The organism is Enorma burkinafasonensis (genome assembly GCF_902150035.1).
GTDB classification, from domain to species: domain Bacteria; phylum Actinomycetota; class Coriobacteriia; order Coriobacteriales; family Coriobacteriaceae; genus Enorma; species Enorma burkinafasonensis.
On the sequence record NZ_LR597507.1, the window covers coordinates 72,971 to 97,262 of the forward strand.

The following is a 24,292-nucleotide window of genomic DNA, read 5'->3' on the forward strand; positions in this document are numbered from 1 at the left end:
ACGCTACCCCGCCAGCGCGACGATCGAGACGATGGCGGCCGCGGCGTAGACCGCGCACGCGACGAGGACCGCAAGCAGGCTCATCGCCGTGCCCGACGTGTTGAGGTCGTGCTCGTCGCGCCAGAAGAGGGCCTTCAGGTAGGCGACCGAGCTCGCCGCACTCAAGAGCACGGTCGCCGCCGCGCAGGCGAAGCTCGCCGTGAACATGCGCGCGGGCAGACCACCCTCGCCGCCGGTGAACGCGGCGCCCACCATGAGCTGGCCGCAGAGGAAGACCACGAGGGCGAGCACCGCGCCGATGGCGGTCGCCTGGAAGAAGAAGGCGACATACGGCGTGCCCTCGTGCTCGCGCTCGTCGTACTCCAGGAAGTAGTTGCGCACGAACGCCGAGAACCGGCTCGCCGTGAGCAGCACCGCCGGCATGGCGCACATGGGGTAGATGAAGCGCTGGGAGCCCACGCCGAGCGACTCGAACAGCGCGGCGATGACGCCCGACACGACCGCCCAGACCAAGATCCAGTAGTGCCTGCGGGCGAACCACGAGAGCACGTGCGTCGATTCGCCCTGGACGTTGTCGCCCGAGCCGACGCCCGCGATCTGGAGGTCCTCCTCGTGCTCCTCGGCGATGACGTCGAGCGCGTCGTCGACCGTGACGATGCCGAGCACGTGGCGGTTCTCGTCGCAGACGGGCACGGCCACGAGGTCGTACTTGGCCATCTCGTCGGCGACTTCCTCCTGGTCGAGGTCGGGCGCGACCCACACCACGTCGCGGTAGGCCAGATCGCACAGGCGCGCCTCGCGGTCGGCCACGATGAGCGTGCGCAGCGAGAGCACGCCGGTGAGGGCACCGGTGGCGTCGAGGGTGTAGACGTAGTAGACGCTCTCGAAGTCCTCGTCGAGCCGGCGGATCGCCTCGATGGCGTCCTCGGCGGTATCGGTCGCGGGCAGCGCCACGAACTCCGAGGTCATGATGCGGCCGGCCGTGTCCTCGCCGTAGCCGAGCAGGTTGCGGATGGCGCGCTCCTCCTTCACGCCCATGAGGCGCAGGAGCTTCTCGGCCTTCTCGTAATCGAGCTCCTCGATGAGGTCGGCCGCGTCATCGGGGTCCATAAGGGCGAGCATCGAGGAGGCGTCGCGGTCGCTCATGCCCTCAAGCACCTCGGCCACGAGCTCGTCGTCATCGAACTCGCTGATGGCCTCGGCCGCCTGGGCGGTGTCGAGCTGGGCGAACACCTGGCTGCGCAGGCGCGGGTCGAGCTGCTCGATGATGTCGGCGATGTCGGCCGGATGCAGCTCGTCCAAGGTCTTGTGCGACACGGAGAGCTTGATGGTCTGGGTGCTGCGCTCGAGCAGGTCCATGTAGGACCAGGCGATGATGTGCTCCTCGAGCGGCTTGCCCGCGATGCGGGCGACGCGCGCGACGACGCGCTCGAGCGCGGGGTGCATGGCGCGCAGGAGGCCGCGCATGCCCACCTCGGCGCCAAGCAGGCGCAGCTGGTTCTCCCCGGAGCTCGAGAGCTTGAGGTCGTTCACGCGCACGACCTTGAGGCCCTGGGTGTCGACGATCTGCTTGTTCAGGATATCGCGCGCGAGCAGGAGCTCATCGGGCTGGAGAAAGGAGAAGCGCACGTCGGTGTCGCGCGTCTTCAAGTGGACGCCCTCGTCATCGACGTGGTCGACGTACTTGCGCCAGCTGATCATGAACGGCGTCTTGCCCGGTCCCTGGAAGGCGAGCGACGTGACGTGCGGGAACACCTCGCCCGTGGCGATACCGAGGTCGTTCACCACGCCGAGGCGTTTGCCGTCCACATCGAGGACGGGCAGCTTGAGCAGCTCGGAAAGATAGTTCATGGAGCCCTTCTTCCGGAGGTCCCGCGGCGGGCGCGGGAGCGGGATTCTCGTGCGCAACATCGGCATCCGCACGCGCGGCGCCGCAGGGAAACCCCATGCGCGCGCCGAGTGAAGGGCACCCGCAGGGGTCACCGACTATGAGGTCGAGGTTTGGATTTCACCTGGCACCTTTCTCGTGACCCGACAAGACGTCACGGCACCGCGGGGCCCGCGGCGCTGCGACCTTCATACTATAACGCAAAGCGCCCGGTCCTAGGCGGGAAGCACCGCATCGTCGGGCATGGAGACCTTGTTGTCGATGACCGCCTGGGGGATCCTGCCGTCGAGCTCGATGAGCTCGCCGACCGTCACGATCGTGTAGCCCTGGTCGTGCAGGCCGTCGATGATCATCGGCAGCGCCTCGACGGTCTGCTCGCGGTTGCCGCCGCCATCGTGCATGAGCACGATCGAGCCGTTGTGCACGTTGTTGAGCACGGCGTCCGCGATGGCCTGGGCGCCGGGGCGCTCCCAGTCGCTCGTGTCGATGTTCCACAGCACGTTGCAGCCCACGATATCGCCCGCGCGGGCCCACTCCTGCTCGGTGAAGGCGCCGTAGGGGGCGCGCATCATCTGGGTGCGGGTGCCGGTCGCCTGCTCGATGTTGTCGAAGGCCGTCGAGATCTCGCTGCGGAGCGAATCGCGCTCGAGCGTGGGGAGGTTCGCATGCGACTGCGTGTGGCTCGCGATCTCGTGCCCGCCGTCGACGACCGCCTGCGCGCCGGCGGGGTTGCTCGCCACCTGGTTGCCCAGGCAGAAGAACGTCGCGTGAACCCCACGGTCAGCGAGGACGGCGAGGATGTCGGGCGTGTACTTGCTCGGGCCGTCGTCGAAGGTGAGCGCCACGTACGGGCCGCCCTCGGGCTTGAGGTTGATCGACCCGATGATCATATCGGTCGCGGGCACCGCGCCCTCGGCGTCGGCGGTCTCGCCGGACCGCTCGCCGTGCAGCACGGCCTTGCTGCCCGCCTGGCCCCACTGCTTCACGTACTGGACCGCCCCTCCGCGCTCCTTCTGGACCCCGGGCGCGATGGTGACCTCCTCCTCGGTGTAGGGCTCGAGCGCGTCGGTGCCGTTCGAGACGGTGTAGACCTCGCCGCCGCCGATGGTCGCCGACGCGACCTCCTCGGCGCTGAGCTCCTCGTCGCCGAGCGCGACGGTGCAGGGGTTGCCGCCCTGCTCGTCGAGGAGGTTGCCGCCGACCGACATGAGGCGTCCCGGCGTGGTGCCGAAGTGGTCGTTGTCCGCGAGGAAGGTCTCGAGCGGCGTGCCGATACGCACGGAGCACTCCTCACCGTTCACCGTAACGGTCACGTCGCGCCAGGCGACGAACCACACGCCCGCGAGGATCACCACGGCGAGTGCGGCGGCGAGGGCCGCGAGCGCCTTGCCCGGCAGCTTCTTGCGCGGCGGGCGCGTGTGGGCGATGCGCGTGCCCGTGGCGGCACGGGCCCCCGCGTTCGCGGCGCGCGTACCCGTCGCGCGGTACCTTCTGCCCCCGCTCCCGAAATGCAGGTCGGAAGCTCCGCCTCGCTGGATATGCGGTCCCTTGCGGTTCCCGTTCATGATGCTCCCCATAACCGGCGCGCTCGAAGCTACGCCTCGCTATCCTCTTCCTTCTTCTCGGTCGTCGGCAGCGCGGCCCCTTCGGGAAGGCCGACCCGTGAGGGGTCGAGCTCCTCGGCAAGGCCGCTGTCCGTCTCGACCAGCTCGCTCACGGTGACGAGCCTATAGCCCTCGTCCTCGAGCCGGTCGATCAGGTCGGGCAGGGCGGCAACCAGCTGCTCGCCGGTCGCGTCGCTATCCGTGAGCAGCACGATGTTGCCGTTGCGGATGGACCCCATCACGTTCTCGACGATGGCGTCCGACCCGGGTAGCTCCCAGTCGCCGGAGTCCACGCTCCAGTAGACCACCGCGCCCATGAGGTCCATCGACTCGGCCCAGTTCTCGGTCGAAAACGAGCCGAAGGGCGCGCGCAGCAAGGTGGGACGGCTGCCCGTCGCCGCCTCGATGGCATCGAGGCCGCGGGTGATCTCCGAGCGCAGGTCGTCGCCCGCGAGCCCGGTGAGGTTCGTGTCGCTGTACGCGTTGGTCCCCAGCTCGTGGCCCGCGTCCGCGATGGCGCGGGCGAGCTCCGGATGCTCCTCGACGGCATCTCCCTGCAGGAAGAACGTAGCAGAAACGCCCTTCTCCTCCAACACGTCGAGGATGTCCTGCGTGTACCCGCTCGGCCCCTCGTCGAAGGTCAGGGCGACGTACCTGCCGTTATCGTCCGGCGAGACCGAGGTCCGCACCACCTGGCAGTCAACCGCTTCTTGAACGACGCCGCGGTCGAACGTGATGCCCGACTGCGCGCCGTGCCATACCTCGGAGCGACCGGGCTCGCCCCAGGTGCGCACGTACTGGATGGAGCCGCTGCCGTCGAGCGTGATGGTGGGCTCGATCACGGTCGCGTCGACCGTGTGCTCCTCGTACACATCGGCGCCGTCGGCGATCTCGAGCACCTCGCCGCCCGTGAGCTCCGTGGTCGCGAGGGCGTCCTCGGGGACCTCCTCGCCGTCGAGCGTGACGCTGTAGCGCGCGCCGCCCTCGCGCTTGAGCACCGAGTCATCGACCGCGAGCAGGTCGCCCGGGGCGCACGACTCGTCGAGCCCCTCGTTCTCGATGAGCTGCTGGATGGTCCCGTTGATGTGGATGTGCGCCTCCTCACCGTTCAGGGTAACGGGCACGCTGCGGTTCAGGTACCAGATCACGCTCGCGGTGAAGAACAGGAGCGCGCAGCCCACGATGATGAGCGCGTAGGTGCGCCGCGCGCGGCGGCGCGGGTCGTGGTTCATGCGGCGCCGGCGGTTCCCGCCGAAGCCCTGGGTGTGGTTGAGATAGGTCGCCCCCGGCCGGCGGGCGCTGCGGCTCTTGCCGCGGGGCAGCTGGTACCCCCGGCTTTGGGGGGCACGCCGGGGCGTGGGGCGTCTCGTGTTGTAGGAGGTGGTGTGTTTCTGCAATGGTTCCTCCTCTGGTGCGCGGGCGCTCACCCGCGGGCGCTAGGCCTTCTTGCCCTTCTTCTTGGGCGCGGGGCCGGCGGCCTTCTTGAACTCGTCCTTGAACGCCGAGAACATGCCGCGCGTGCGGCCGAGCTGCCTGCCCAGCGCGCGCGAGCCCTTCTCCACCGCCGCCGAGCCCTTCTCGTCGAGGACGCGGGCGCCCTCGCTCACCTTGGCGCCGATCTTCGCCGTGGTCTCGGCCGCCTTGGCGGCAGCACCCCCCGACGGCTCCAGGTAGGCGACGGCGTCGTCGACGACCATCGTGGAGGCGGCGTAGCCCCGAAGCGCGCTCGCGGGCATCTCGACGGTGCCCAGAAGCGCGGTGGCCGTGCTGCCGGTCGTGATGGAGAAGCTCTTGACCGCACCGGTCCTGGCATCGAAGGCGGCGTCGGCGCAGTAGCCGAGCGACGTGCCCGACTCCGTCTTCACGTCCATGCCGACCCAGATGATACAGGCGTCCAGGTCGATACCTAAGCGCTTCGCGGCGGCCGCATCGTAGGTCTCGCGCCGGTCGGTGACCGCGAACACGCCCTCGTAGACCTTGAGGGCGTCGAGCGCCACGAAGCGATCGGGCTGCTTGATCATGCCCGCGACATCGGGCGGGGTCACCATGAACCCCACCACGCGGCGGCCGTCGGGCGTGAACACGGCGAAGTGCACGCGCCCGAGCCTCTTGGGATCGCGCGGCGTCCCGTCCTTGCGGGTGCGCTTGTCCTCCGCGGGGATGCGGTAGAGCTTGACCCCTTGGATATCCTTGGTGCGCATTACGCCTCGGCGGCAGCCTCGGCGGCCTCGGGGGCGACCTCGACCTCGACGTCGACGGCGGGGGTCACGTTGCCGCCGGAGATGGCGTCGTTCAGGGTCTCGCGCAGCTGGTCCATGCGCTCGCGGGCGAGGTCGACCTTGGCGCGGAGCTCATCGGTCTTGGCGTCCATCATGGGGCCGAAGTCGTTCACCGCGGCACGGGCCTGCTCGGCGCCCTGCTCGTACATGTCGCGGGCGTTATCCCAGGCGTCGTTGGCCATGTCGGCGGCCATGGCGCGGGTCTCGGCGCCGGAGCGCGGCGCGACCAGGATGCCGGCGATGGTGCCGGCAGCGGCTCCGATAGTGGCGCCGACGATGAAGCTGAAGGCCTTACCCATGTTCAGTCCTTTCCTCAGGGAGCCGCCGGGCGGCGGCCTACCTCGTGGTTCCCTATTATAACCATGGCCCGGTGTCCAAGCGGCCGCCGAGCGGGAACGTAACGGATGGCGCTACGATATCGCCGCATGCGCGGCGCACGAGCCGGGCCCTGCGGTCGGGCCGGGCGCCGCTAGCCGCGGTTGCCGGCGGCGGCTCCGCCGAACACGGGCTCCTCGGCGGGGTCGTCGGCATCGGCCTCGGGGACCGCCTCGACCTCGATGGGGCCGGCAGGATCCTCGACGGCCCCAGCGGCCTCCGCCTCCTCGGCGACATCGCCCTCGGGTCCGGTGCCCTCGCCGCGCAGGCTCAGCACGAGCTGGCGCAGGCCCTCGACGGTGCCCGCGTAGTCGGGCGCGGTGGCCTCGGGATGCAGGAAGGCCCACTCCATCATGAAGGAGGCCGACGAGAGCGCGCCGATGGTGAGCGCGTCGTCGGGGCAGCTGAGCTCGATATCGAACAGGCGTGGGTCCTCCGCCACGGCGTGCGTGCGCCCGCAGGAGATCTCGCCCGCGAGGCCCGTCGCGTTCATGACCTCGACGGTCAGGTGCTCGAGCAGGTGCGCGATCTCGGTGTCGCCCATGCAGTCCTGGAACTCGCGCCCGGCGTCGCCCAGGCACACGTGCTTGGCGATCGCGGGGGCAAGATAGTACACGCGCGCAGTGGCCTCGATGTCCTCCGAGGTCATGAGCGGCATGCCGGGGTTGACGAGGACGCGGGCGCAGAGGTTGCGCTCGCCCACCGTGATCTTCATGATGTTGAACAGATGTGCCATGTCTCTCCGTTCCTCAGCTGCCGGGTCGCCCTCACGCGGCGTGCATGCAGCTATCGTAGCGCATCGCGGGCCCATCCGCCCTCCGCGCGGGCCTACTCCTCGCCCTCGTGCGCCGGGGAAGCATCCGCCCCGCCGTCCTCAGCGGCACTCTCGGCATCAGCGGAAGCCGCGCCGTCCTCGCTGGTAGAAGCGCCATCGGAGACCTGAGCGGGCTCCTCGGGCGCGATCACGCGGATGAGCGAGATGCGCTGGCCGCGCATCGACTGCACCTTGAAGCGGTAGCCTTCCACCTCGAAAACCTCACCGATGTTGGGCATGCCGTCGCAGATGTCCAAGATCCAGCCGGCGATGGTCTCGTACTCGTCGCTCTCCTCGATCGGCCAGCCCAGCTCGATCGCGTCGTCGCAGCTGAAGCGCCCGTCGACGAGCCACTCGCGGCGCGAGAGGCGCGTGAGGTACTTGTTGTCGGGGTCGAACTCGTCCTCGATCTCGCCCACGATCTCCTCGACGATGTCCTCGACGGTGATGACGCCGGCGGTGCCGCCGTACTCGTCGACCACGACGACCATCTGCTCGTGCGCGGTCTGCATCTCGGAGAGGAGCGGCAGAATGTCCTTGGTGTCGGGCACGAACGTGGCGTCGCGCAGGCAGCTGCCCACCGCCCCCTTGCCCTTGCTCGTGAGTGCGAGCTCGATGAGGTCCTTGATGTGCGCGATGCCCACCACGTTGTCGGTGTCCTCGCGGTACACCGGGATGCGCGAGTAGCCGGTGCTCCGCATGACGTCGAGCACCTCCTCGATGGTGTCGGTGTCCTCGACCATGGTCACGTCGACGCGCGGCACCATGACCTCGCGGGCCACGGCGTCACCCAGATCGAAGATCTCGTGGATCATGCGCTTCTCCTCGTCGAGCAGGGTGTCCTGCTCGGAGACCATGTACTTGATCTCCTCCTCGGAGACGTTCTGGCGGTCATCGGCGCTCTTGATGCCCATGATGGCCGAGAGCCCGTTGGCGCTCGCCTGGGTGAGCCACACGAGCGGGCGCGCGATCTTGCGGAAGACCATGATGGTGCCGGCGACCGACTTGGCCATGCCCTCGGCGTCCGAGAGGCCGATGCGCTTGGGCACGAGCTCACCCACGACGATCGACAGGTACGACACGATAAGCGTGATCACGATGGGCGATGCCACCGGGGCGATGGCAGAGAGCGGCGCGATGCCGAAAGACTCGACGAGCTTCGTGAGCGGGTCGGACAGGGTGTTCGAGGACACCGTGGCCGAGAAGAAGCCCACGAGCGTGATGGCGACCTGGATGGTCGCGAGGAAGTCGGTCGAGTCCGTGGCGAGCTCGAGCGCCTGGACGGCGCGCTTGTCGCCCTCCTCGGCATCGTGCTCGAGCGAGGCGCGCTTGGCGGTGGTGAGCGCCATCTCGGACATGGAGAAGAACCCGTTGAGCAGCGTCAACAGGAACGTGGCGACGATTGAGAACACGACTGCACCCATAGTGTTGAATCAAACCTCCTGGGGGTACCCCCGACACCTGCCGGGCGGCGCCCGGCGGACATTCCGACGAAATCGATGCCGGCGCGGGCACCGGCGGCAGCGCTATCAGATCACGAAGAGGATCACCGCCATGAAGATGAAGATGCTCCCCGCGAGCACCCAGAGGTGCCAGATGCTGTGCATGTAGGGGATCTTCTTCATGAGGTAGAACGCCGTGCCGATGGTGTAGCACAGCCCGCCCACGACGAGCAGCGCGAGCGCCACCGGGTCGAGCGCGGAGACGAGCTGCGGCAGGCGGAACACGACGAGCCACCCCATGATGAGGTAGATGATGATGGTGACCCAACGCGGCTGGCGCTGGCGGCCGATGATCTCGAACGAGACGCCGGCGAAGGCGAGCGCCCAGACCACGACGAACAGCACGATGCCGCCCGCGTCGGCGAGCGTGATGAGGCAAAACGGGGTGTAGAACCCGGCGATGAGCAGGTAGATGCTGCTGTGATCGATGATGCGGAAGACGCGCTTGGCCGCGGGCACCTGGATGGCGTGGTAGAGCGTCGAGGCGAGGTACTCGAAGATGAGGGTCACGCCGCACACGATGGCCGAGATGAGGTGCGTCGGCTCCGCCCCGCCGAGCGCCGCCTTGACGATGAGCAGCACGAGGCCTGCGATGGCCAGAAGGCATCCGATGCCGTGGGTGATGGAGTTGGCGATCTCCTCGCCGAGCGTGTAGTGCGGCGGCTGCTTGCCGGAGCCGTCGGCCCCGCGCTCGTCGCGCGGGTACTTGGGGCAGGAACGCCGGCGCTTACGGCACGTGGCGCACACGTCCTCAAGCGGGGGTTCAGGTGCGGGCGCGTCGGTCGCGCCCGTCGTACTTCGCGGTTTGGAACTGTCGCTCGATGTAGCCATCTACGAACGCTATCCTCCCAAAATAGACTGTTCGCTATTCTAGCAAAGAGAAAGGTCCGCGCACAAGGGGACGGGCGCGGGGCCGCGCCGATGGCAACCCCGCGCCCGCCTGGACGATCGATCCGCCCCGGCGGGGCGAGCGGCCCCACCCGGTGTCCCACCGGGACCGGGCCCCGCCCCCCGTGGGGTGATAGCCCCGTCCCTGTGACCCCTACACCTCGATGAGCTCGTAGCGGCTCGTGCCCAAGCCGATCTTCTCGGCGTGCTCGATCATCGAGCGCCAGTTGGTGTCGGGATGGGTGAGGTTGAAGTGGTCGTGCTGGCAGCGGTCGGGGATGCCTCCCTGCCCCTCGAGCTTCTCCTTCTCATCGGTGAGCATCGTGTTCTCGAAGGCCGGCGCGGCGAGCGCCATGTCGATGGCCGCCTGGTCGATGGCGACCGGGTCGAAGCTCGCGAACATACCCAGGTCGGGCAGGATGGGCGCGTCGTTCCAGTAGTTGCAGTCGCACTCGGGCGAGATGTCGATCGCGAGCGAGATGTGGAACTGCGGGCGGTCCTGCACGATGGCCTGCGTGTACTCGGCGATCTTGCAGTTGAGCTTGTCCACCGCGTCGTCGGCGCCGGGCACCACGGCATCCTGGTTGCAGGCGCCCAGGCAGCGGCCGCAGCCCACGCAGCGGTCGTGGTCGATGGCGGCCACGTGCACGGTGCGCACCTCGCCGCTGGCAAGCGTGCGCTCGCGCGTGCCCTCGAAGGTGATAGCGTCATGCGCGCAGTTGCGAGCGCACGCGCGGCAGCCGATGCAGCGCTCGGTCTCGACGTTCGGCTTGCCCGCGACATGCTGCTCCATCTTGCCGGCACGCGAGCCGCCGCCCATGCCGATGTTCTTCATGCAGCCGCCGAAGCCGGTCTGCTCGTGGCCCTTGAAGTGCGTGAGGCTGATGATGATGTCGGCGTCCATGAGGGCATGGCCGATCTTGGCCTCCTTCACGTACTCGCCGTTCCTGACCGGCACGAGCACCTCGTCGGTACCCTTGAGGCCGTCGGCGATGATGACCTGGCAGCCGGTCGCGTACGGCGAGAAGCCGTTCTGGTAGGCGCAGTCGAGGTGCTCGAGCGCGTCCTTGCGGCTGCCCACGTAGAGCGTGTTGCAGTCGGTGAGGAACGGCTTGCCGCCGAGCTCCTTCACCACGTCCGCCACGGCGCGCGCGTAGTTGGGGCGCAGAAAGCTCAGGTTGCCCAGCTCGCCGAAATGGATCTTGATGGCGACGAACTTGTTCTCGAAATCGATCTCGCCGATGCCTGCGGCACGGATGAGGTGCTGGAGCTTCTGCGGGAGGTTCTCGTGCGAGCTCGTGCGCATGTTGGTGTAGTAGACCTTTGCGGGTTCCATGGCCATCCCCTCTCGGACGCGATTGTGGCGATGTCTAGATTGTACGACTGCCGCCCGCCCCCGGGGTATAAGGCCCCCATCGGCAACCGGCGAAAGGCGTGCCATGAGACTTTGCATCGAAAGCGAGCTGCTGAGCCTCCGCGACAAGATGGAGATCACCGACGAGCACGGCGCCGTGCGCTACCGCGTATGGAGCGAGGTCATGCAGCTCCCGGTGAACGAGACCGTCATCGAGGACGCCGCGGGCGCGGAGGTGGCGCGCATCCGGCCCGAGCCGCTCTCGCTCATCCACAGCGTCAACACGGTCACCATGGCGGACGGCACGTCGTTCGCCCTCTCGCGCGAGCCGCTGGCGGCGACCCTGCGCTTCACGATCGAGGAGCTCGGCTGGACGCTTGTGTGCAAGAACATCCTGCTGGGACTCGACTTCGCGATCGAGGATGCCGGCGGCGCCACCGTCGCGCGCGTGCGGAAGCGCGCGTTCTCGCTGAGGGGCGCCTACGACATCGACATCGCCGACGGGACGGACGCCGACCGCGTCGTCGCCATCGCCGTGGTCCTGAAGCGGTTCCAGGCCCGGGCCCAGGCGGCAGCGCCGGCGACGGCATAGCAGCGGCGGCGCGCCGCGGACGCGCTGCCCCGTCAGACGGCGCCGCGCCGCCTCGCCGGCAGGGCCCCGCGGGCCGCCCTACAGGCCGAGCGCCGCGCGCGCCGCGTCCGCGATGCGCGCCAGGTCGCCGTCATCGGGATGCGCGAGCGCGGCGTCGAAGTTCGCGATCATCGCCTGGATGCGCTCATCGCCGGGCTTCTCGGCAAGCATCCCCTCGTAGCGACGGCGGATACCCGGCCCCATCTTCCCCTGGCACATGGCGCCGCCGAGGTACTCGGCGTCCGCCGGGAGCTTCTCGCGAACGCCGGCGAGGATGCGCTCGAAGTACTCCGGTGCGCCGCCGAAGCCCGCCGTGCCGAACAGGAACACGCGCTTGCCGCCGAGCTGCGCGAGCGCGTCCGCGACGTCCTGCGTGCAGCTCCCCTTGTCGCACCAGAAGCCCACGAGCACCGCGTCCGCCTGGGCGGCACCTGCCTGGGCGAGCGCCGCTGCCGCCCCGCCGCGGGAGATCTCGGCGCACGTCACCTCGGCGCCCGCCTGGGCGAGCGCCCGCTCGAGCGCCTCCGCGACGAGCCTGGTGTTCCCGCTCGCGCTGTTGTAGAGCATCGCATACCGCATAGATAGCCCCTCTCATGGGAATCCAGCCAGGCCGCCCACGCAACCCGGCTGGAACCTGCGTACCGCCACCTATGCTACCCGCATCGCCGTGCCGCATACGGGCGGCACATGCACTTCATCGAGCTCGCGGTCCGGGGTGCGCGGCTCGCGAGGCCCGAGGACGCGCCCCTACAGCTCGCGGTGCTCGTAGAGCTTGAGCGAGATCGCGGCAGAGATGGAAAGCAGCGCCGCGGCGGCGAGCACGCACGCGAGGACGCCCGCGGCCATCCCCATCGGTGTCTCCAGCGCCTCGAGCGCAACGGAGAGCAACCCCAGCCCCGGGACGCCGCCGTCGAGCATGCCGCTGTTCCCGAGGATGACGACCGGCACCACGAACAGGAGCACGATCGCGGTCGGCAGGATCTGCGTCGCGCGCGTCTGGCCCAACCGGAAGTACAAAGGCGTGACCACCGATGCCACGGTCGCGCCGATGAGCAGGGTGAACGCCGTCGTGAACAGCATGGCCCCCAGCATGCCCGCATCGCAGGAGAACGCCTCGGCAAGGTCGCTTGGCAGCGGGACGAGGGCCGCCGCGCCCATGACGATGCACGCCGCGGCGATGCCGACCGCCATGCCCATGAGCCCGAGCGTCACGATCGCCGCGTACCGCCCGAACACCACGTCGCGGCGGGACAGCGGCAGCGTGAGGCGGAAGAGGCCCCAGCGGTTGAGCTCGTCATAGGCCGCAAGCCCCATCGCCGCCATCATGAAGAACATGCAGGTGAGGGTCGCCGGCATGGCGAGCGGCGTCTGCATGCCGAAACCGATGCACAGCGAGACGAGGGCGCCCAGGCCGATCAGCTGGCGGGCGTAGTCGCGGAAGATGGTCATCTCGATCAGATACGCGGTCTTCATCTAGCGCACACCGCCTTTCAGGGTGAGGGTGAGGTAGTCGTCGATGGTCATGCGGTCGACGGGCACCTGCGGGAACTTCTCGTTGAACGCGAAGCGGTCGGGGACGAGCAGGTCGATGCCGTACTCGTGCTTGCGGTAGCGGAGCTCCGCCTCGGGGATGAGGCCGCTCGCGGCGATGCGCTCGAAGTCGGCCACGCGGCAGCGCGCGATGCCCATCTCGTCGGTGATGGCGTCCTTGGCGAGGTCGAACGTGATACGACCGTCGTCGATGCAGAGCACCCGGTCCGCGATGCGCTCGAGGTCGCTCGTGATGTGGCTCGACATGAACACGGCGCGGCCCGGCTGCTCCACGAACGCGCGCAGAAGATCGAGGATCTCGTCGCGCGCCATGGGGTCGAGACCGGCCGTCGCCTCGTCCAAGATGAGCAGCTCGGCGCCGTGGCTGAGGGCGCAGGCCAAGCTGAGCTTCATCCCCATGCCGCGCGAGAGCGCCTTGACGGTCTTCTTCATGTCGAGCTCGAACTCGGCGGCGAGCCGGGTGAACGCATGCGCGTCCCATGACGTGTAGGCGCGGGAGTAGATGCGCGCGATGTCGGCGACCTTGAGGTGGTCGGGAAACGACACGGCGTCGAACACCACGCCGATGCGCTCCTTCACCGCGGCCCCCGCCGTGCGCGAGAGCCCGGCGCTCGGCGTGCCGAGGACCGCCGCCTCGCCCCCGTCGAGCTCGATGAGCCCCAGAAGCGCCTTGATGGTGGTCGACTTGCCGGCGCCGTTCTTGCCCACGAAGCCGACGATCTCCCCCTCGCCCACCGTGAAGCTCACGTCCTGGAGCGAGAACCCCTCGTAGTGTTTGGTGAGGCCACGGGCCTCGATCAACGGTTCCATGCCGTTCAACTCCTTCTGGCACGGGACGGCCCCATGCCGTGACGCTTGGGCGGGCAGGCCTGCTAGAAGCGGTCCCGTCCCTCCACCTCGAGCGAAAGCGCGAACATCTCCCGGAGCTCGTCGTCCGCAAGACCGATGGCACGGCCAGCATCGACCGCGCGGCCCAGCAGCTCCTCGATGCCGCGCAGCTGCTCCTCGCGGAGGAGCTCGGCGTTCCCACCGGCCACGAAGCACCCTTTGCCCTGGACCGTCTCGATGAAGCCGGCGGCCTCCAGGTCGGTGTAGGCGCGCTTCGTGGTGATGACGCTCACGCGCAGCCTGTTCGCGAGGGCGCGGATGCTGGGGAGCTGCTCCCCCTCGGCGAGCTCGCCGGAGAGGATCGCCGCCTTGATCTGGCTCGCGATCTGGTCGTAGATCGGCCGGTCGCTCGAATTCGAGATGATGATCTCCACGTGCTTTCCCTTCCCTGGGCCGCGCGGGGCGTCCCCCGAGCGGCAGACGGCTGCGCCCGACGTCTCAACGCGCCGCCACCGAGCATAGTGTATATACTCGATATGTACAGTATATACACAGAGCGCGAGTTTGCAACGAGTTTTTTGCTATTTATAGGTCTGCACGCGCCAGGTCCATCGCGCTTCAAACGCCTTTTCTCCCGCAAGACGCACCGATCGAAGCATTCGAGCGTCTTGGCGGTGCTTTCTTGCAAATTGTCCGGATACACATCACGAAGACAAACCGATTACCTGCTGTTTCTTAGAGATGCCCGTAGGCTCTACCACCCGTCTCGGTCATGACCCACCGCCAAGATGCTCGAACGAGGAAACCGGCGATTCGGGCGACGGCACGCCGCTCCGCTGCCGCGACGGTGCCTTCGAAATCGAAAAAAACGGGGCACCTCACAAGGCGCCCCGAAGATGCAACACGCTCAATCGCACCGCGACATGCCCGGTCACCGCACGCGAACCTTAACTGGACAGGCGATGCCTACGCCCGCGCGAACTGCGAGTTGTAGAGCTCCGCGTACGCGCCGCCCTGCGCGAGCAGCTCGTCGTGGTCACCGCGCTCGATGATGCGGCCGTCGCGCATCACGAGGATGCAGTCGGCGTTGCGGATGGTCGAGAGGCGATGCGCCACGATGAAGCTCGTGCGGCCCGACATCAGCTCGTCGAACGCTGCCTGGACCTGCAGCTCGGTACGGGTGTCGATGGAGGACGTCGCCTCGTCGAGCAGAAGAATCGCCGGGTCGGTGAGCATGACGCGCGCGATGCAGAGCAGCTGGCGCTGGCCCTGACTGAAGGTGCCGCCGTCCTCGGGGATGACGGTGTCGTAGCCATCGGGCAGCGCGCGGATGAACGAGTCGGCGTGCGCGCGCTCGGCCGCGGCGATGACCTCCTCGCGCGTGGCGTCGGGCTTGCCGTAGGCGATGTTGTCGTGCACCGTGCCCTCGAACAGCCAGGAGTCTTGCAGCACCATGCCGAAGGAATGCCGCAGGCTGCGGCGGGTCACGTGGCGGATATCGTGCCCGTCCACGCTCACGGCCCCGCGGTCCACGTCGTAGAAGCGCAGCAGCAAATTGATGAGGGTGGTCTTGCCGCAGCCGGTGGGGCCCACGAGCGCGAAGCGCTGCCCCGGCTCGGCGTGCACGCAGATGTCGCGCAGCAGCGGGCGGTCGGCGACGTACGAGAAGTCGACGTGGTCGAGCTCGACCTCGCCCGCGGCGTCCGCGAGCTCGAGGGCGCCCGCGGCCTCAGGCTCCTCCTCCGCGGCGTCCAGAAGCTCGAACAGGCGGCGCGCCGAGGCGAACGCCGTCTGGATCTGCGTGATCACGCTCGTGATCTCGTTGAACGGCTTGGTGTACTGGTTGGCGTAGGACAGAAAGATCTGCACCTCGCCCACCGTGAGCGGCGCGGGGAAGCCGGTGATCGCGCAGATGCACCCGATCACCGCGACCACGGCGTAGATGACGTTGTTCACCGCGCGCGTGCCGGGGTTCGACAGCGAGCTCAGGAACTGAGCGCGCTCGCCGGCGGTATAGAGCTCGGCGTTGATGGCGTCGAACTCCTCCTGGACGGCATCGCCGTGCGCGAAGGCGTCGACGAGCTTCTGGTTGCCCACGAGCTCCTCGACGTAGCCGCCGAGCCTGCCCTGGATGTGCTGCTGCGCCGTGAAGCTCTTGTTGGAGAACTTCGCGATGAGCGACGCCACGAGCACCGACAGCGGCGTGACGAGCACCACCACGATAGCCATGGGCACCGAGAGCGTGAGCATGAACACGAGCGTGCCGACGATGGTCACGATGCCGCAGAACAGCTGCGTGAGACCCTGCAGAAGGCCGTCGCCCACCTGGTCGACGTCGTTCACCACGCGGCTGATGAAGTCGCCGTGGGCGTGCGCGTCCATCGTGGAGAGCGGCATGCGAAAGAGCTTGTCGTTCGCCTGGACGCGCAGGTCGCGTACCGTCTCGTACGCCAGGCGGTTCACGCAGTAGCCCTGGACCCACTGGAACGCCGCGGCGCCCACGACCGAGAGCACGAGCTGGCCGATGAGCGGCGCGAGGGCGTCGAAGTCCACGCGCCCGGCCGCCACGATGCAGTCGATGCCGCGTCCGACCAGGATGGGCACGTAGAGCTGGAGCACCACCGAGACCGCCGCCGAGGCGAACGACAGGATGAAGGTTCCGGCATGGGGTCCCACGTAGCCCATGAGCCTGCGGAGGACAGGACCCACCGCGGCGCGCCCGCCGCCCGCCTGGTTGTCGCCGCCGCCCAGGCTCGAGCCGCCGTCCGCGATGCTCGAGGCGACCGTGGAGACCGATCCGGTGGAGGTATAGGGATTCATCGGGCACCCCCCGTCTGGGAATCGTTGATCTCGCGATAGATGTCGCAATCGCGCAGCAGCTCGTCATGGGTGCCGAGGCCCACCATGCGGCCGCGGCGCATGACCATGATGATGTCGGCGTCGCGCACGCTCGCGACGCGCTGCGAGACCACCACGGTCGCGGGCGGCAGCTTGCCCTCCTCCGCGGCGCGGTTGCGCGTCACGTGGAGCGCGTGCCTCAGGGCCGCGTCGGTCTTGAAGTCGAGCGCCGAGGCGGAGTCGTCGAGGATGAGCAGGAGCGGGTCGCCCACGAGCGCGCGGGCGATGGTGAGGCGCTGGCGCTGGCCGCCCGAGAAGTTCTTGCCGCCGGCCTCGACCGGGCTGTCGAGCCCCTCGGGCAGGGCGCGCACGAACTCCGCGGCCTGCGCGGTCTCGAGCGCGCGCCACAGCTCGTCGTCGGTCGCGCCCGCGTCGCGCCAGGTGAGGTTGGAGCGAATCGTGCCCGAGATGAGCGACGCCGTCTGCGGCACCATGCCCACGACATGGCGCAGCTGCTTGAGCGGCCAGGCGCGGACGTCGTGGCCGAGCACCTCGACCGTCCCTTCCGCCGCGTCGTAGAGCCTCGGTATGAGCGAGACGAACGTCGACTTGCCCGAGCCCGTGCCGCCGATGACGCCGAGCGTCTGGCCGGGCATGAGCGCAAGGTCGATGCCGTCGATAGCGGGCGCCGAGGCCCCGGGGTAGGCGAACGACACGCCGTGCATGGCGAGCGCGGGCACCCGGCAGGCACCGTCCGCGCCGGGCGCGGGCAGCTCGACCGGCTCGTTGCCGGCGTCGGTGACGCTGGGCTCGCAGGCGAGCACCTCCCCGATGCGTGTCGCCGAGGCGCTCGCCTTGGTGAATACCACGACGAGGTTCGCCACGTACACGATCGAGAGCAGGGTCTGGGTCATGTAGTTCACGAACGCCGTGACCTCGCCCTGCGTGAGGTCGCCCACCTGCACCTCGATGCCGCCCATCCACAGGATGAGCGCGACGGCGCTGTACATGACGAGGAAGGTGACGGGGTTGAGCACCGACGACAGCCTGCCCACGGCGATCGCCGTCGCCGCCTGGTCGGCCGCCGCCGCGCGGAAGCGCTCGCGCTCGTGCTCCTCGCGGGTGAAGGCGCGCACGACGCGCGCGCCCGAGAGCCCTTCGCGCGTGATGAGCGCCAGACGGTCGAGCTTCACCTGCATACTGCGGTAGAACGGCACGCACTTGGCCATGACGACCCAGAAGACCGCGCCGATGAGCGGCGTGGACACCAGGAAGATGAGCCCCAGCCTGAGGTCGATGGCGAGCGCCGCCACCATGGAGCCCACCGCGAGCAGCGGCCAGCGGATGAGCTGGCGGATGCCGAGGGCGATGGCGAGCTGCACCTGGTTGACGTCGTTGGTGATGCGGGTGACGAGCGAGGGCGTGCCGAAGCGGTCGAGGTCGGCATGCGAGAGCTCGTTGATGCGGCGGTAGAGGTCGCGGCGGATGTCGGTGCCCATGCCCTGCGACGCGCGCGACGCCATCTTCTGGCAGACGAGCGCGAACAGGATGCCCACGGCTGCCATCGCGAGCAGGATGAGGCCGCCCGTGACGACGGTCCCCACATCGCCCCCGCGGATGCCCGCATCGATCATCCATGCCACCACGAGCGGCGTGAAGAGGTCGAACACGACCTCGATGAGCTTGGTGAGCGGGCCCACGGTCAGGTTGACCCTATAGGCGCGCGCATAGCGTTTCAGCAGGTTGAACATGCTAATCCCCGATTGCACGACTGGAGCCGGCGCGGCTCATGAGAAAGCGCCCCGTGCATTCGATGGATCCGGGTGCCCGGCAGAGGCTCCTTATGGCTGCTTCCTCCCGGACCTGACCAGGTTCGGAACATATCGTCACCCGAACCCATCGAACGCGCAGAGCGCGCTACCTATGATAACCGCTCGACCTGCAGGCGTCGAGCTGCAACCGTTCCTTCACATGACACGACCACGCAGGCGGGGGCGCCGCACCTACCGATGCGGTCGCCCGCAGAGGAGCGCGCGGATCGCGGCCTCGCCGGCGCAGACGAGGTTCCGGCGCGTCTCCTCGGCCGTGAGCGCGCGCTTAAGCGACATGGGGCGCCGGCAGATGGGCAGCACGAGGTCGATCCCCGCGGCATAGGCGCCGCCCAGGTCGTCGGCGCGCCCTCCCACCACCGCGACGGTGGGCACGCCGTGCTCCTTGGCCCGTGCGGCGGCGCCGGCGGGGGCCTTGCCGTGCGCGGTCTGCTCGTCCATGAAGCCCTCGCCCGTGACGAGCAGGTCAGCTCCGCCGAGCGCCTCGTCGAACCCGAGCATGTCGAGCATAGTGGCGGTGCCCGAGGACATGCGCGCGCCGAGGGCGAGCAGCGCCGCGCCCAGACCGCCCGCCGCGCCGGCCCCCGGCACGCCGAGGACGGAGCGGAAGAGCGGCCCGCCGGGCTGCTGCGCGACGCCCGAGCGCTCCCGGGCCTCGTCGAGGGCGCGCCCGTAGGCGACCATCCAGCGGTCGTAGTCCTCCGCGAGCGAGGTCGCCTCGGCGTCGTCGATGCCGGCTAGCAGGCCCTTCTGCGGGCCGTACATGCGCAGGGCGCCGCGCTTGCCCACCAGCGGGTTGTCCACATCGGAGAGCACCGTGAGCTCGCAGCCGGAAAGCGCCGCGAGCGCGCCGGCGAGGTCGATGCCCGCCACGTCGCGAAGGCCCGCGAGCCCGGGCCCGATCTCACGACCGCATCCATCCACGAGGCGCGCGCCCAGCGCCTGGAGGAAGCCCGCGCCGCCGTCGCTGGTGGCGGAGCCGCCGATGGCGAAGTACACCTTCCGCGCCCCGCGCGCCACGGCGTCGAGCAGAAGCTCGCCCACGCCGCGGGTCGAGGCGGCAAGTGCCGCCTCATGGGTGCAGGGCGAGTACGCGATGCCCGCGGCCTCGGCCATCTCGATCGCCGCGAGGGTATCCGGCCCCTCGCCCGCCAGCAGGTACGATGCCCGGACCGGCTCGCCCAAGGGCCCCGTCACCTGCCGGCGCACGATCGTCCCGCCGAGCGCATGGTGGAGCGCGTCGACGGTGCCCTCGCCGCCATCGGCCATCGGGAGCCGTGCCACCCGCGCGCCGGGGCACGCGCGGAGGATGCCCTCCGCCACCCATGACTCCGCCTCGGCGCTCGTCGCCGCGCCCTTGAAGGAATCGATCGCGAGGAGCACGCGGGGCCTGCCGCCGAGCGTACCGGCAGCCAAAGCGGCGGGGTCGCTCGCACCACTCGGCCCCCCATCGCCATCGACCCGGCGCCCCGTCTCCGCATCGCCCGGCCGCGGGTGCGCCGCGTCCTCGTGCAGGGCGCGGCCGCCGGCGCGGCGCTCGGCGAAGAAGACGCGGAGCAGCTCGGCGCACGGTTCCTCGAGCACGCCCGCGGTGACCTCGAACGCGTGGTTGAGCCGGCGGTCGTCGCTCACGTCGAACAGCGACCCCACCGCCCCGCCCTTGGGGTCGAAGGCACCGAAGACGCAGCGGTCGATGCGCGCGTTCACCATGAGGCCCGCGCACATGAGGCACGGCTCGAGCGTCACGTAGACGGTGCACCCGGAAAGGCGCCAGCGCCCGAGTTCGCGCGCGGCGGCGACCATCGCCGAGAACTCCGCGTGCGCCGACGGGTCCTCGTCGAGCTCGCGGCGGTTGTGCGCGCAGGCGATCACCTGGCCCCCGTAGACCACGACCGCACCGATCGGGACCTCTCCCTCGGCTGCCGCTGCCCGCGCCTCCGCGAGGGCCTCGCGCATGAACCGCTCGTCCTGCGCGCGCGCCTCGGCACCTATGCCTTCGCCAGAGAAACCCCCGCCCATGCCGGGCCGCCCTTCCGTCCGTTTTCCATCCAGCCGGGCGCCCGTGGCGCCGCGGCTCGGTTCGATGCTATCATTACCAGTCACGGAGAGATGGCAGAGCGGTTGAATGCGGCGGTCTTGAAAACCGTTGGGCGCGCGAGCGTCCCGGGGGTTCGAATCCCCCTCTCTCCGCCAGATGCGACCTTCACGAGCCCCCATCCGGCGCCGGGTGGGGGCTCGTTCCCCCTCTGGCGCGGACCTCCTTCTCTTTTCCAGCCGCTATACCCCTCTGTTTGAATCTTCAGTCGATCTCGCGTCGCCGTTCTTCTTTAAAGCATCGCATGTCCGACATTTTCTACCTAGTTTTCCGTGCTTTTGACGCTCATGCGATGCTTTCAGGGCGCGTGGAATGAGTCCGCGTTCCAGAACTTTCCAAGCCCCGGGCACTGTGCTAGAACCTAAAGCACATCTCGCATAAGGAGGGCGAACCATGGACCTCCCCGTCGTTTTGTCTCATAAGACGGCTTGGCAGCTCTATCACTCCCGCGCCGTTATAGAACGCCGCGCGATGTGGCCCTCATCCGCCCACGAGCCCCTCGCGCGTCCTGGAAGTGCTACCGCGGCCCTCTCCATCGACCCGGCGGAAACGCCGGTTGACCTGGACCCCCTTTTTGCCGACTTCGGATTGGACCATGTCAGCACAAGTCCTCGAGCTATAGCGCTCGCGTTACGCCAAGCAGCTTCCAGCTTCGGCATCTCCCGGTTCGGAAACGATCCGCTGGATCTTCTCGTCTCGTTTCCCTCGGATCGAACCGGTTCCAAAGCAGTCGTCACGCATGTATTCGGGAACCTGATCTCATCCGAGCTTGTTATGCCACTTGCCCCAGGCGCCCTCATGGTCTGCGAGCCGCTTTGCTTTGTTCAAGCGGCTACCTGGATGACGCAACTCGAGCTCATCGAATATGGCTACGAGCTATGCGGACGATACACCGTCATAGAAGACGGCGACTATATCGAGCACGAGCCGTTTCTCTCGCGAGCGGGACTGCGCGCGTGGATCGACGCCCATCCGCACGCCCCAGGAGCGCAACGCGCACGACGCGCCCTGGCGAGCGTTCGCGACGGTTCACGCTCCCCCATGGAAACCGGCACGGCCATGATGGTCGCATGCCCACGGAAACTCGGCGGGTTGGGATTCCGAAGCTTCGAGCTGAACAAACGCATCGATATCCCCCGGAGCTTCGCCCGTTTCACCGCTTCGCGTTATTTCGATATCGACCTATTCATCCCACGCGCGAAAACCGGGGTCGAATACAACGGTCGCGCGCATGAGGAAGCTCTCCGCAGCGCGCACGATGCAGAGCGCAACAGCGTCCTCAGCATGATGGGGTATACCATGTTCACGCTCACGCGCGGGCAGTTTGCCAGCCAGTTAAAGCTGCATCGCGCATTGAACGCCCTCGCCGCGGCGTGCGGGATTACCGTCGATCGCACGGCCGCATTCCAAGATGCCCAAAACAGGCTCAGGCTCTTTGCGATAAGGCGGTGGCCGCAGGATCAGATCGGATGAGGCTGCGCTCGCAATCTCCGTTCAGGTGCGTCTACAACGATGTCGGACGCCAGCATGTTTCACCGCAGGCATCGCATATCCGTCAAAATCACCTTGGATTCCATGGCATTTGATGGTCGTGCGATGCTTTTCAAAGCAAGTCCGAGAACCTTGACGAATAACGGGGTGCGCCTCAGACGAAGCGCACCCCGCATTCCGGGCGAATCGTTACAGAAGGCCGTTAGCAGATCTTGACGACCCAGCCCTCGGGGCCCTCGATCTCGCCGGCCTGGATGCCGGTGAGCGTCTCGCGGAGCTTCGCCATGACGGGGCCGACGTGCTCCATGCCGCCCTCGCCGAACACGGTCTCGGTATCGCCGGCGACGACCTTGCCCACCGGGCTGATGACTGCGGCGGTGCCGCACATGCCGCACTCGACGAACGCGCCGTCCTGGACCTCGGAGAAGAGCACCGGGCGCTCGACGACCTTCATGCCGAGCATGTTCTCGGCCACATGCACGAGGCTGCGGCGCGTGATGGACGGCAGGATCGAGTCGGTGTGCGACTGCGGCACGACGAGCGTGCCCTCGCGATCGACGAACAGGAAGTTCGCGCCGCCGGACTCCTCCACGTAAGTGTGAGTCTGGGGGTCGAGGAACATGTTGTCCGCGAAGCCCTCGGCATGCGCCTGGACGCTCGGGTAGAGCGACATCGCGTAGTTGAGGCCGGCCTTGATGGCGCCGGTGCCGTGAGGCGCGGCGCGGTCGTACTCGGGGACCTTGAGCGCGACCGGCTTGACGCCGCCCGCGTAGTAGGGGCCCACCGGCGTCACGAGGATGCGGAACTGGTACTCGTCAGCGGGCTTCACGCCGATGACCTCGCCCGTGGCGACCATGAACGGGCGCACGTAGAGCGTGGCGCCGGAGCCGAAGGGCGGCACCCAGGCCTCATTGGCCTTGACGACCATCTTCACGGCCTCGACGAACTTGTCCTCTGGGAAGGGCGGCATGACCACGCGGCGGGCGGAGTCGGCCATGCGGGAGGCGTTGAGGTCGGGGCGGAAGCAGACGATGTCGCCGTCCTTGGTGGTGTAGGCCTTGAGGCCCTCGAAGACCTCCTGGCAGTAATGGAAGATGCCCGCGCACTCAGAGAGCGTGAGGGCGTGGTCCTCGGTGAGGCCACCCTCCTCCCAGGCGCCGTCCTTGTAGTTGCAGACGTAGCTGTAATCCGTGGGCTGATAGGCGAAGCCCAGGCTGCCCCAGTCGATATCCTTCTTCTCCACCGCCATGATAGCCGTCCCTTCCTGGTCGATAACTCCCTGCGCGGCGGGTCGGGTGCCGCGCATCATGGTTCCAAGGGTTGATTCTACTCTCCTGCGGTGGAGTGCTCCCGCGCATTCAAGCGCGAGGGGAACATTTAACCGAACCTCTAGCACCGCATGCCGGCGTCGCCGCGCGCTCCGGACCCAGCGCCGCACTCACCCGCTCGCGCCGCCATGGGCACGGGCAGCTTGTGCTCGTTGCGTGTGCCGTCGTTTATTCCTAGTGATTCGCTATACTTAAGCGCACGATACCGAGCACGCGGCACGTCGGCGCTGCCGGCGCCGCGCGCGAATCCGCCACACCCGCGACAAGGGGCAGCCCATGAGCTTCATCGCCACGATCCGCGAGGACATCCAGACGGTCAAGACGCACGACCCCGCCGCCCAGAGCGGGTTCGTGATCTTCCTCTCCTACCCCGGCCTCCACGCCAAGTGGATGCACACGCCCGAGCACTGGCTCTGGAGCCACGGCCTCAAGGGACCCGCGCGCGTGCTGAGCCAGATCACCCGCTTCTTCACCGGCGTCGAGATCCACCCCGCCGCGCAGCTGGGCCGGCGCTTCTTCATCGACCACGCCATGGGCGTCGTCGTGGGCGAGACCACCATCGTGGGCGACGACTGCGTGCTCTACCAGGGAGTCACGCTCGGCGGCACCGGCAAGGAGTGCGGCAAGCGCCACCCCACGCTCGGCAACAACGTCACCGTGGGCGCCGGCGCCAAGGTGCTCGGCAACATCCGCTTGGGCGACAACGTCAAGGTGGGCGGCAACTCGGTGGTGGTGAAGGACGTGCCCGCCGACTGCACCGTCGTGGGCATCCCCGGGCGCATCGTCCGCCGCAACGGCTGCCGCGTGGTCGCCGAGACCTTCGAGGCGAGCAAGCACCGCGAGAGCATGCCCGACCCGGTCGAGGAGCAGTCGCGCATGAACCGCGCCGCCATCATCGGCAACCAGCGCCGCATCAGCGAACTCGAGGAGGAGGTCGCCGAGCTCAGGGAGCTCGTGCGAGACCTGGCCGAGCGATGAGGCCACGGGCCGGGCGGTG

The 24,292-nt window shown here is 68.4% G+C and carries 20 protein-coding genes, 1 tRNA gene and 1 other RNA gene; 4 read left to right on the top strand and 18 right to left on the bottom strand.

Annotation, left to right across the window (positions count from 1 at the left end; genetic code table 11):
- Positions 1–3: 3 nt before the first annotated feature.
- The 9 genes from FS885_RS05700 to FS885_RS05740 form a co-directional block, all read right to left on the bottom strand.
- On the bottom strand, positions 4–1,851 hold the full coding sequence (locus FS885_RS05700; protein WP_144744120.1) for a magnesium transporter: 1,848 nt from the start codon (positions 1,849–1,851) through the stop codon (positions 4–6).
- A gap of 252 nt (positions 1,852–2,103) precedes the next feature.
- Positions 2,104–3,453 carry a polysaccharide deacetylase family protein gene (locus FS885_RS05705; RefSeq protein WP_186365794.1) on the bottom strand — a complete coding sequence of 450 codons (1,350 nt, stop codon included), beginning with the start codon at positions 3,451–3,453 and terminating at the stop codon, positions 2,104–2,106.
- Between the two features lie 29 nt (positions 3,454–3,482).
- Positions 3,483–4,889, bottom strand: coding sequence for a polysaccharide deacetylase family protein (locus FS885_RS05710; protein WP_144744122.1), 1,407 nt, complete (start codon positions 4,887–4,889; stop codon positions 3,483–3,485).
- A gap of 39 nt (positions 4,890–4,928) precedes the next feature.
- Positions 4,929–5,693: a PRC-barrel domain containing protein gene (locus FS885_RS05715; RefSeq protein WP_144744123.1), complete on the bottom strand. Its 765-nt coding sequence runs from the start codon at positions 5,691–5,693 to the stop codon at positions 4,929–4,931.
- The gene (locus tag FS885_RS05720) at positions 5,693–6,070 is read right to left on the bottom strand and encodes a YtxH domain-containing protein (RefSeq protein WP_144744124.1); all 378 of its coding nucleotides are present in this window, start codon (positions 6,068–6,070) and stop codon (positions 5,693–5,695) included. The genes FS885_RS05715 and FS885_RS05720 overlap by 1 nt, the downstream gene beginning before the upstream one ends.
- A gap of 170 nt (positions 6,071–6,240) precedes the next feature.
- Positions 6,241–6,882, bottom strand: coding sequence for a hypothetical protein (locus tag FS885_RS05725; protein ID WP_144744125.1), 642 nt, complete (start codon positions 6,880–6,882; stop codon positions 6,241–6,243).
- Positions 6,883–6,974: 92 nt separating this feature from the next.
- Positions 6,975–8,384, bottom strand: coding sequence for a hemolysin family protein (locus FS885_RS05730; protein WP_144744126.1), 1,410 nt, complete (start codon positions 8,382–8,384; stop codon positions 6,975–6,977).
- Positions 8,385–8,489: 105 nt separating this feature from the next.
- Positions 8,490–9,293 (bottom strand): PAQR family membrane homeostasis protein TrhA, encoded by an 804-nt coding sequence (gene trhA / locus FS885_RS05735; protein ID WP_246060814.1) that lies wholly within the window; start codon positions 9,291–9,293, stop codon positions 8,490–8,492.
- Positions 9,294–9,504: 211 nt separating this feature from the next.
- The gene (locus FS885_RS05740; RefSeq protein ID WP_144744127.1) at positions 9,505–10,686 is read right to left on the bottom strand and encodes a DUF362 domain-containing protein; all 1,182 of its coding nucleotides are present in this window, start codon (positions 10,684–10,686) and stop codon (positions 9,505–9,507) included.
- Positions 10,687–10,789: 103 nt separating this feature from the next.
- Between FS885_RS05740 and FS885_RS05745 the strand changes: the two genes are divergently transcribed.
- Positions 10,790–11,296 carry an LURP-one-related family protein gene (locus tag FS885_RS05745; protein ID WP_144744128.1) on the top strand — a complete coding sequence of 169 codons (507 nt, stop codon included), beginning with the start codon at positions 10,790–10,792 and terminating at the stop codon, positions 11,294–11,296.
- Positions 11,297–11,374: 78 nt separating this feature from the next.
- Here FS885_RS05745 and bilS read toward each other — a convergent pair whose 3' ends face one another.
- The 8 genes from bilS to tadA form a co-directional block, all read right to left on the bottom strand.
- Positions 11,375–11,914: a flavodoxin family protein BilS gene (bilS, locus tag FS885_RS05750; protein ID WP_144744129.1), complete on the bottom strand. Its 540-nt coding sequence runs from the start codon at positions 11,912–11,914 to the stop codon at positions 11,375–11,377.
- Between the two features lie 168 nt (positions 11,915–12,082).
- Positions 12,083–12,808 carry an ABC-2 transporter permease gene (locus FS885_RS05755; protein ID WP_144744130.1) on the bottom strand — a complete coding sequence of 242 codons (726 nt, stop codon included), beginning with the start codon at positions 12,806–12,808 and terminating at the stop codon, positions 12,083–12,085.
- Complete coding sequence (locus FS885_RS05760) at positions 12,809–13,696, bottom strand: ABC transporter ATP-binding protein (RefSeq protein ID WP_144744131.1); 888 nt, start codon at positions 13,694–13,696, stop codon at positions 12,809–12,811. It lies immediately after the preceding gene.
- A gap of 62 nt (positions 13,697–13,758) precedes the next feature.
- Positions 13,759–14,148, bottom strand: a complete 390-nt coding sequence (locus FS885_RS05765) for a GntR family transcriptional regulator (RefSeq protein ID WP_144744132.1) — start codon at positions 14,146–14,148, stop codon at positions 13,759–13,761.
- Positions 14,149–14,680: 532 nt separating this feature from the next.
- On the bottom strand, positions 14,681–16,534 hold the full coding sequence (locus FS885_RS05770) for an ABC transporter ATP-binding protein (protein ID WP_144744133.1): 1,854 nt from the start codon (positions 16,532–16,534) through the stop codon (positions 14,681–14,683).
- Positions 16,531–18,303, bottom strand: coding sequence for an ABC transporter ATP-binding protein (locus FS885_RS05775; protein ID WP_144744134.1), 1,773 nt, complete (start codon positions 18,301–18,303; stop codon positions 16,531–16,533). Before FS885_RS05775 ends, FS885_RS05770 begins: the two co-directional genes overlap by 4 nt.
- Positions 18,304–18,359: 56 nt before the next feature.
- An RNA gene (gene ffs / locus FS885_RS05780) (signal recognition particle sRNA small type) lies at positions 18,360–18,455 on the bottom strand.
- A gap of 100 nt (positions 18,456–18,555) precedes the next feature.
- Positions 18,556–20,400 (bottom strand): tRNA adenosine(34) deaminase TadA, encoded by a 1,845-nt coding sequence (tadA, locus tag FS885_RS05785; protein ID WP_144744135.1) that lies wholly within the window; start codon positions 20,398–20,400, stop codon positions 18,556–18,558.
- Between the two features lie 84 nt (positions 20,401–20,484).
- Between tadA and FS885_RS05790 the strand changes: the two genes are divergently transcribed.
- Positions 20,485–20,574, top strand: a tRNA-Ser gene (locus tag FS885_RS05790).
- Positions 20,575–20,869: 295 nt separating this feature from the next.
- Positions 20,870–21,949, top strand: coding sequence for a hypothetical protein (locus FS885_RS05795; protein ID WP_144744136.1), 1,080 nt, complete (start codon positions 20,870–20,872; stop codon positions 21,947–21,949).
- Positions 21,950–22,169: 220 nt separating this feature from the next.
- Here FS885_RS05795 and FS885_RS05800 read toward each other — a convergent pair whose 3' ends face one another.
- The gene (locus tag FS885_RS05800; RefSeq protein ID WP_144744137.1) at positions 22,170–23,216 is read right to left on the bottom strand and encodes a branched-chain amino acid aminotransferase; all 1,047 of its coding nucleotides are present in this window, start codon (positions 23,214–23,216) and stop codon (positions 22,170–22,172) included.
- A 355-nt stretch (positions 23,217–23,571) separates the two neighbouring features.
- Here FS885_RS05800 and cysE point away from each other — a divergent pair, with 355 nt between their 5' ends.
- Complete coding sequence (gene cysE, locus FS885_RS05805; protein ID WP_144744138.1) at positions 23,572–24,273, top strand: serine O-acetyltransferase; 702 nt, start codon at positions 23,572–23,574, stop codon at positions 24,271–24,273.
- The last annotated feature ends 19 nt before the right edge of the window (positions 24,274–24,292 follow it).

Bases quoted from the DNA above. Each gene is read 5' to 3' on its own strand.
- FS885_RS05700 (WP_144744120.1), bottom strand. From the start codon at position 1,851: ATGAACTATCTTTCCGAGCTGCTCAAGCTGCCCGTCCTCGATGTGGAC.
- FS885_RS05705 (WP_186365794.1), bottom strand. From the start codon at position 3,453: ATGAACGGGAACCGCAAGGGACCGCATATCCAGCGAGGCGGAGCTTCC.
- FS885_RS05715 (WP_144744123.1), bottom strand. From the start codon at position 5,693: ATGCGCACCAAGGATATCCAAGGGGTCAAGCTCTACCGCATCCCCGCG.
- FS885_RS05720 (WP_144744124.1), bottom strand. From the start codon at position 6,070: ATGGGTAAGGCCTTCAGCTTCATCGTCGGCGCCACTATCGGAGCCGCT.
- FS885_RS05725 (WP_144744125.1), bottom strand. From the start codon at position 6,882: ATGGCACATCTGTTCAACATCATGAAGATCACGGTGGGCGAGCGCAAC.
- FS885_RS05730 (WP_144744126.1), bottom strand. From the start codon at position 8,384: ATGGGTGCAGTCGTGTTCTCAATCGTCGCCACGTTCCTGTTGACGCTG.
- trhA (WP_246060814.1), bottom strand. From the start codon at position 9,293: ATGGCTACATCGAGCGACAGTTCCAAACCGCGAAGTACGACGGGCGCG.
- FS885_RS05740 (WP_144744127.1), bottom strand. From the start codon at position 10,686: ATGGAACCCGCAAAGGTCTACTACACCAACATGCGCACGAGCTCGCAC.
- FS885_RS05745 (WP_144744128.1), top strand. From the start codon at position 10,790: ATGAGACTTTGCATCGAAAGCGAGCTGCTGAGCCTCCGCGACAAGATG.
- bilS (WP_144744129.1), bottom strand. From the start codon at position 11,914: ATGCGGTATGCGATGCTCTACAACAGCGCGAGCGGGAACACCAGGCTC.
- FS885_RS05755 (WP_144744130.1), bottom strand. From the start codon at position 12,808: ATGAAGACCGCGTATCTGATCGAGATGACCATCTTCCGCGACTACGCC.
- FS885_RS05760 (WP_144744131.1), bottom strand. From the start codon at position 13,696: ATGGAACCGTTGATCGAGGCCCGTGGCCTCACCAAACACTACGAGGGG.
- FS885_RS05770 (WP_144744133.1), bottom strand. From the start codon at position 16,534: ATGAATCCCTATACCTCCACCGGATCGGTCTCCACGGTCGCCTCGAGC.
- FS885_RS05775 (WP_144744134.1), bottom strand. From the start codon at position 18,303: ATGTTCAACCTGCTGAAACGCTATGCGCGCGCCTATAGGGTCAACCTG.
- tadA (WP_144744135.1), bottom strand. From the start codon at position 20,400: ATGGGCGGGGGTTTCTCTGGCGAAGGCATAGGTGCCGAGGCGCGCGCG.
- FS885_RS05795 (WP_144744136.1), top strand. From the start codon at position 20,870: ATGGACCTCCCCGTCGTTTTGTCTCATAAGACGGCTTGGCAGCTCTAT.
- FS885_RS05800 (WP_144744137.1), bottom strand. From the start codon at position 23,216: ATGGCGGTGGAGAAGAAGGATATCGACTGGGGCAGCCTGGGCTTCGCC.
- cysE (WP_144744138.1), top strand. From the start codon at position 23,572: ATGAGCTTCATCGCCACGATCCGCGAGGACATCCAGACGGTCAAGACG.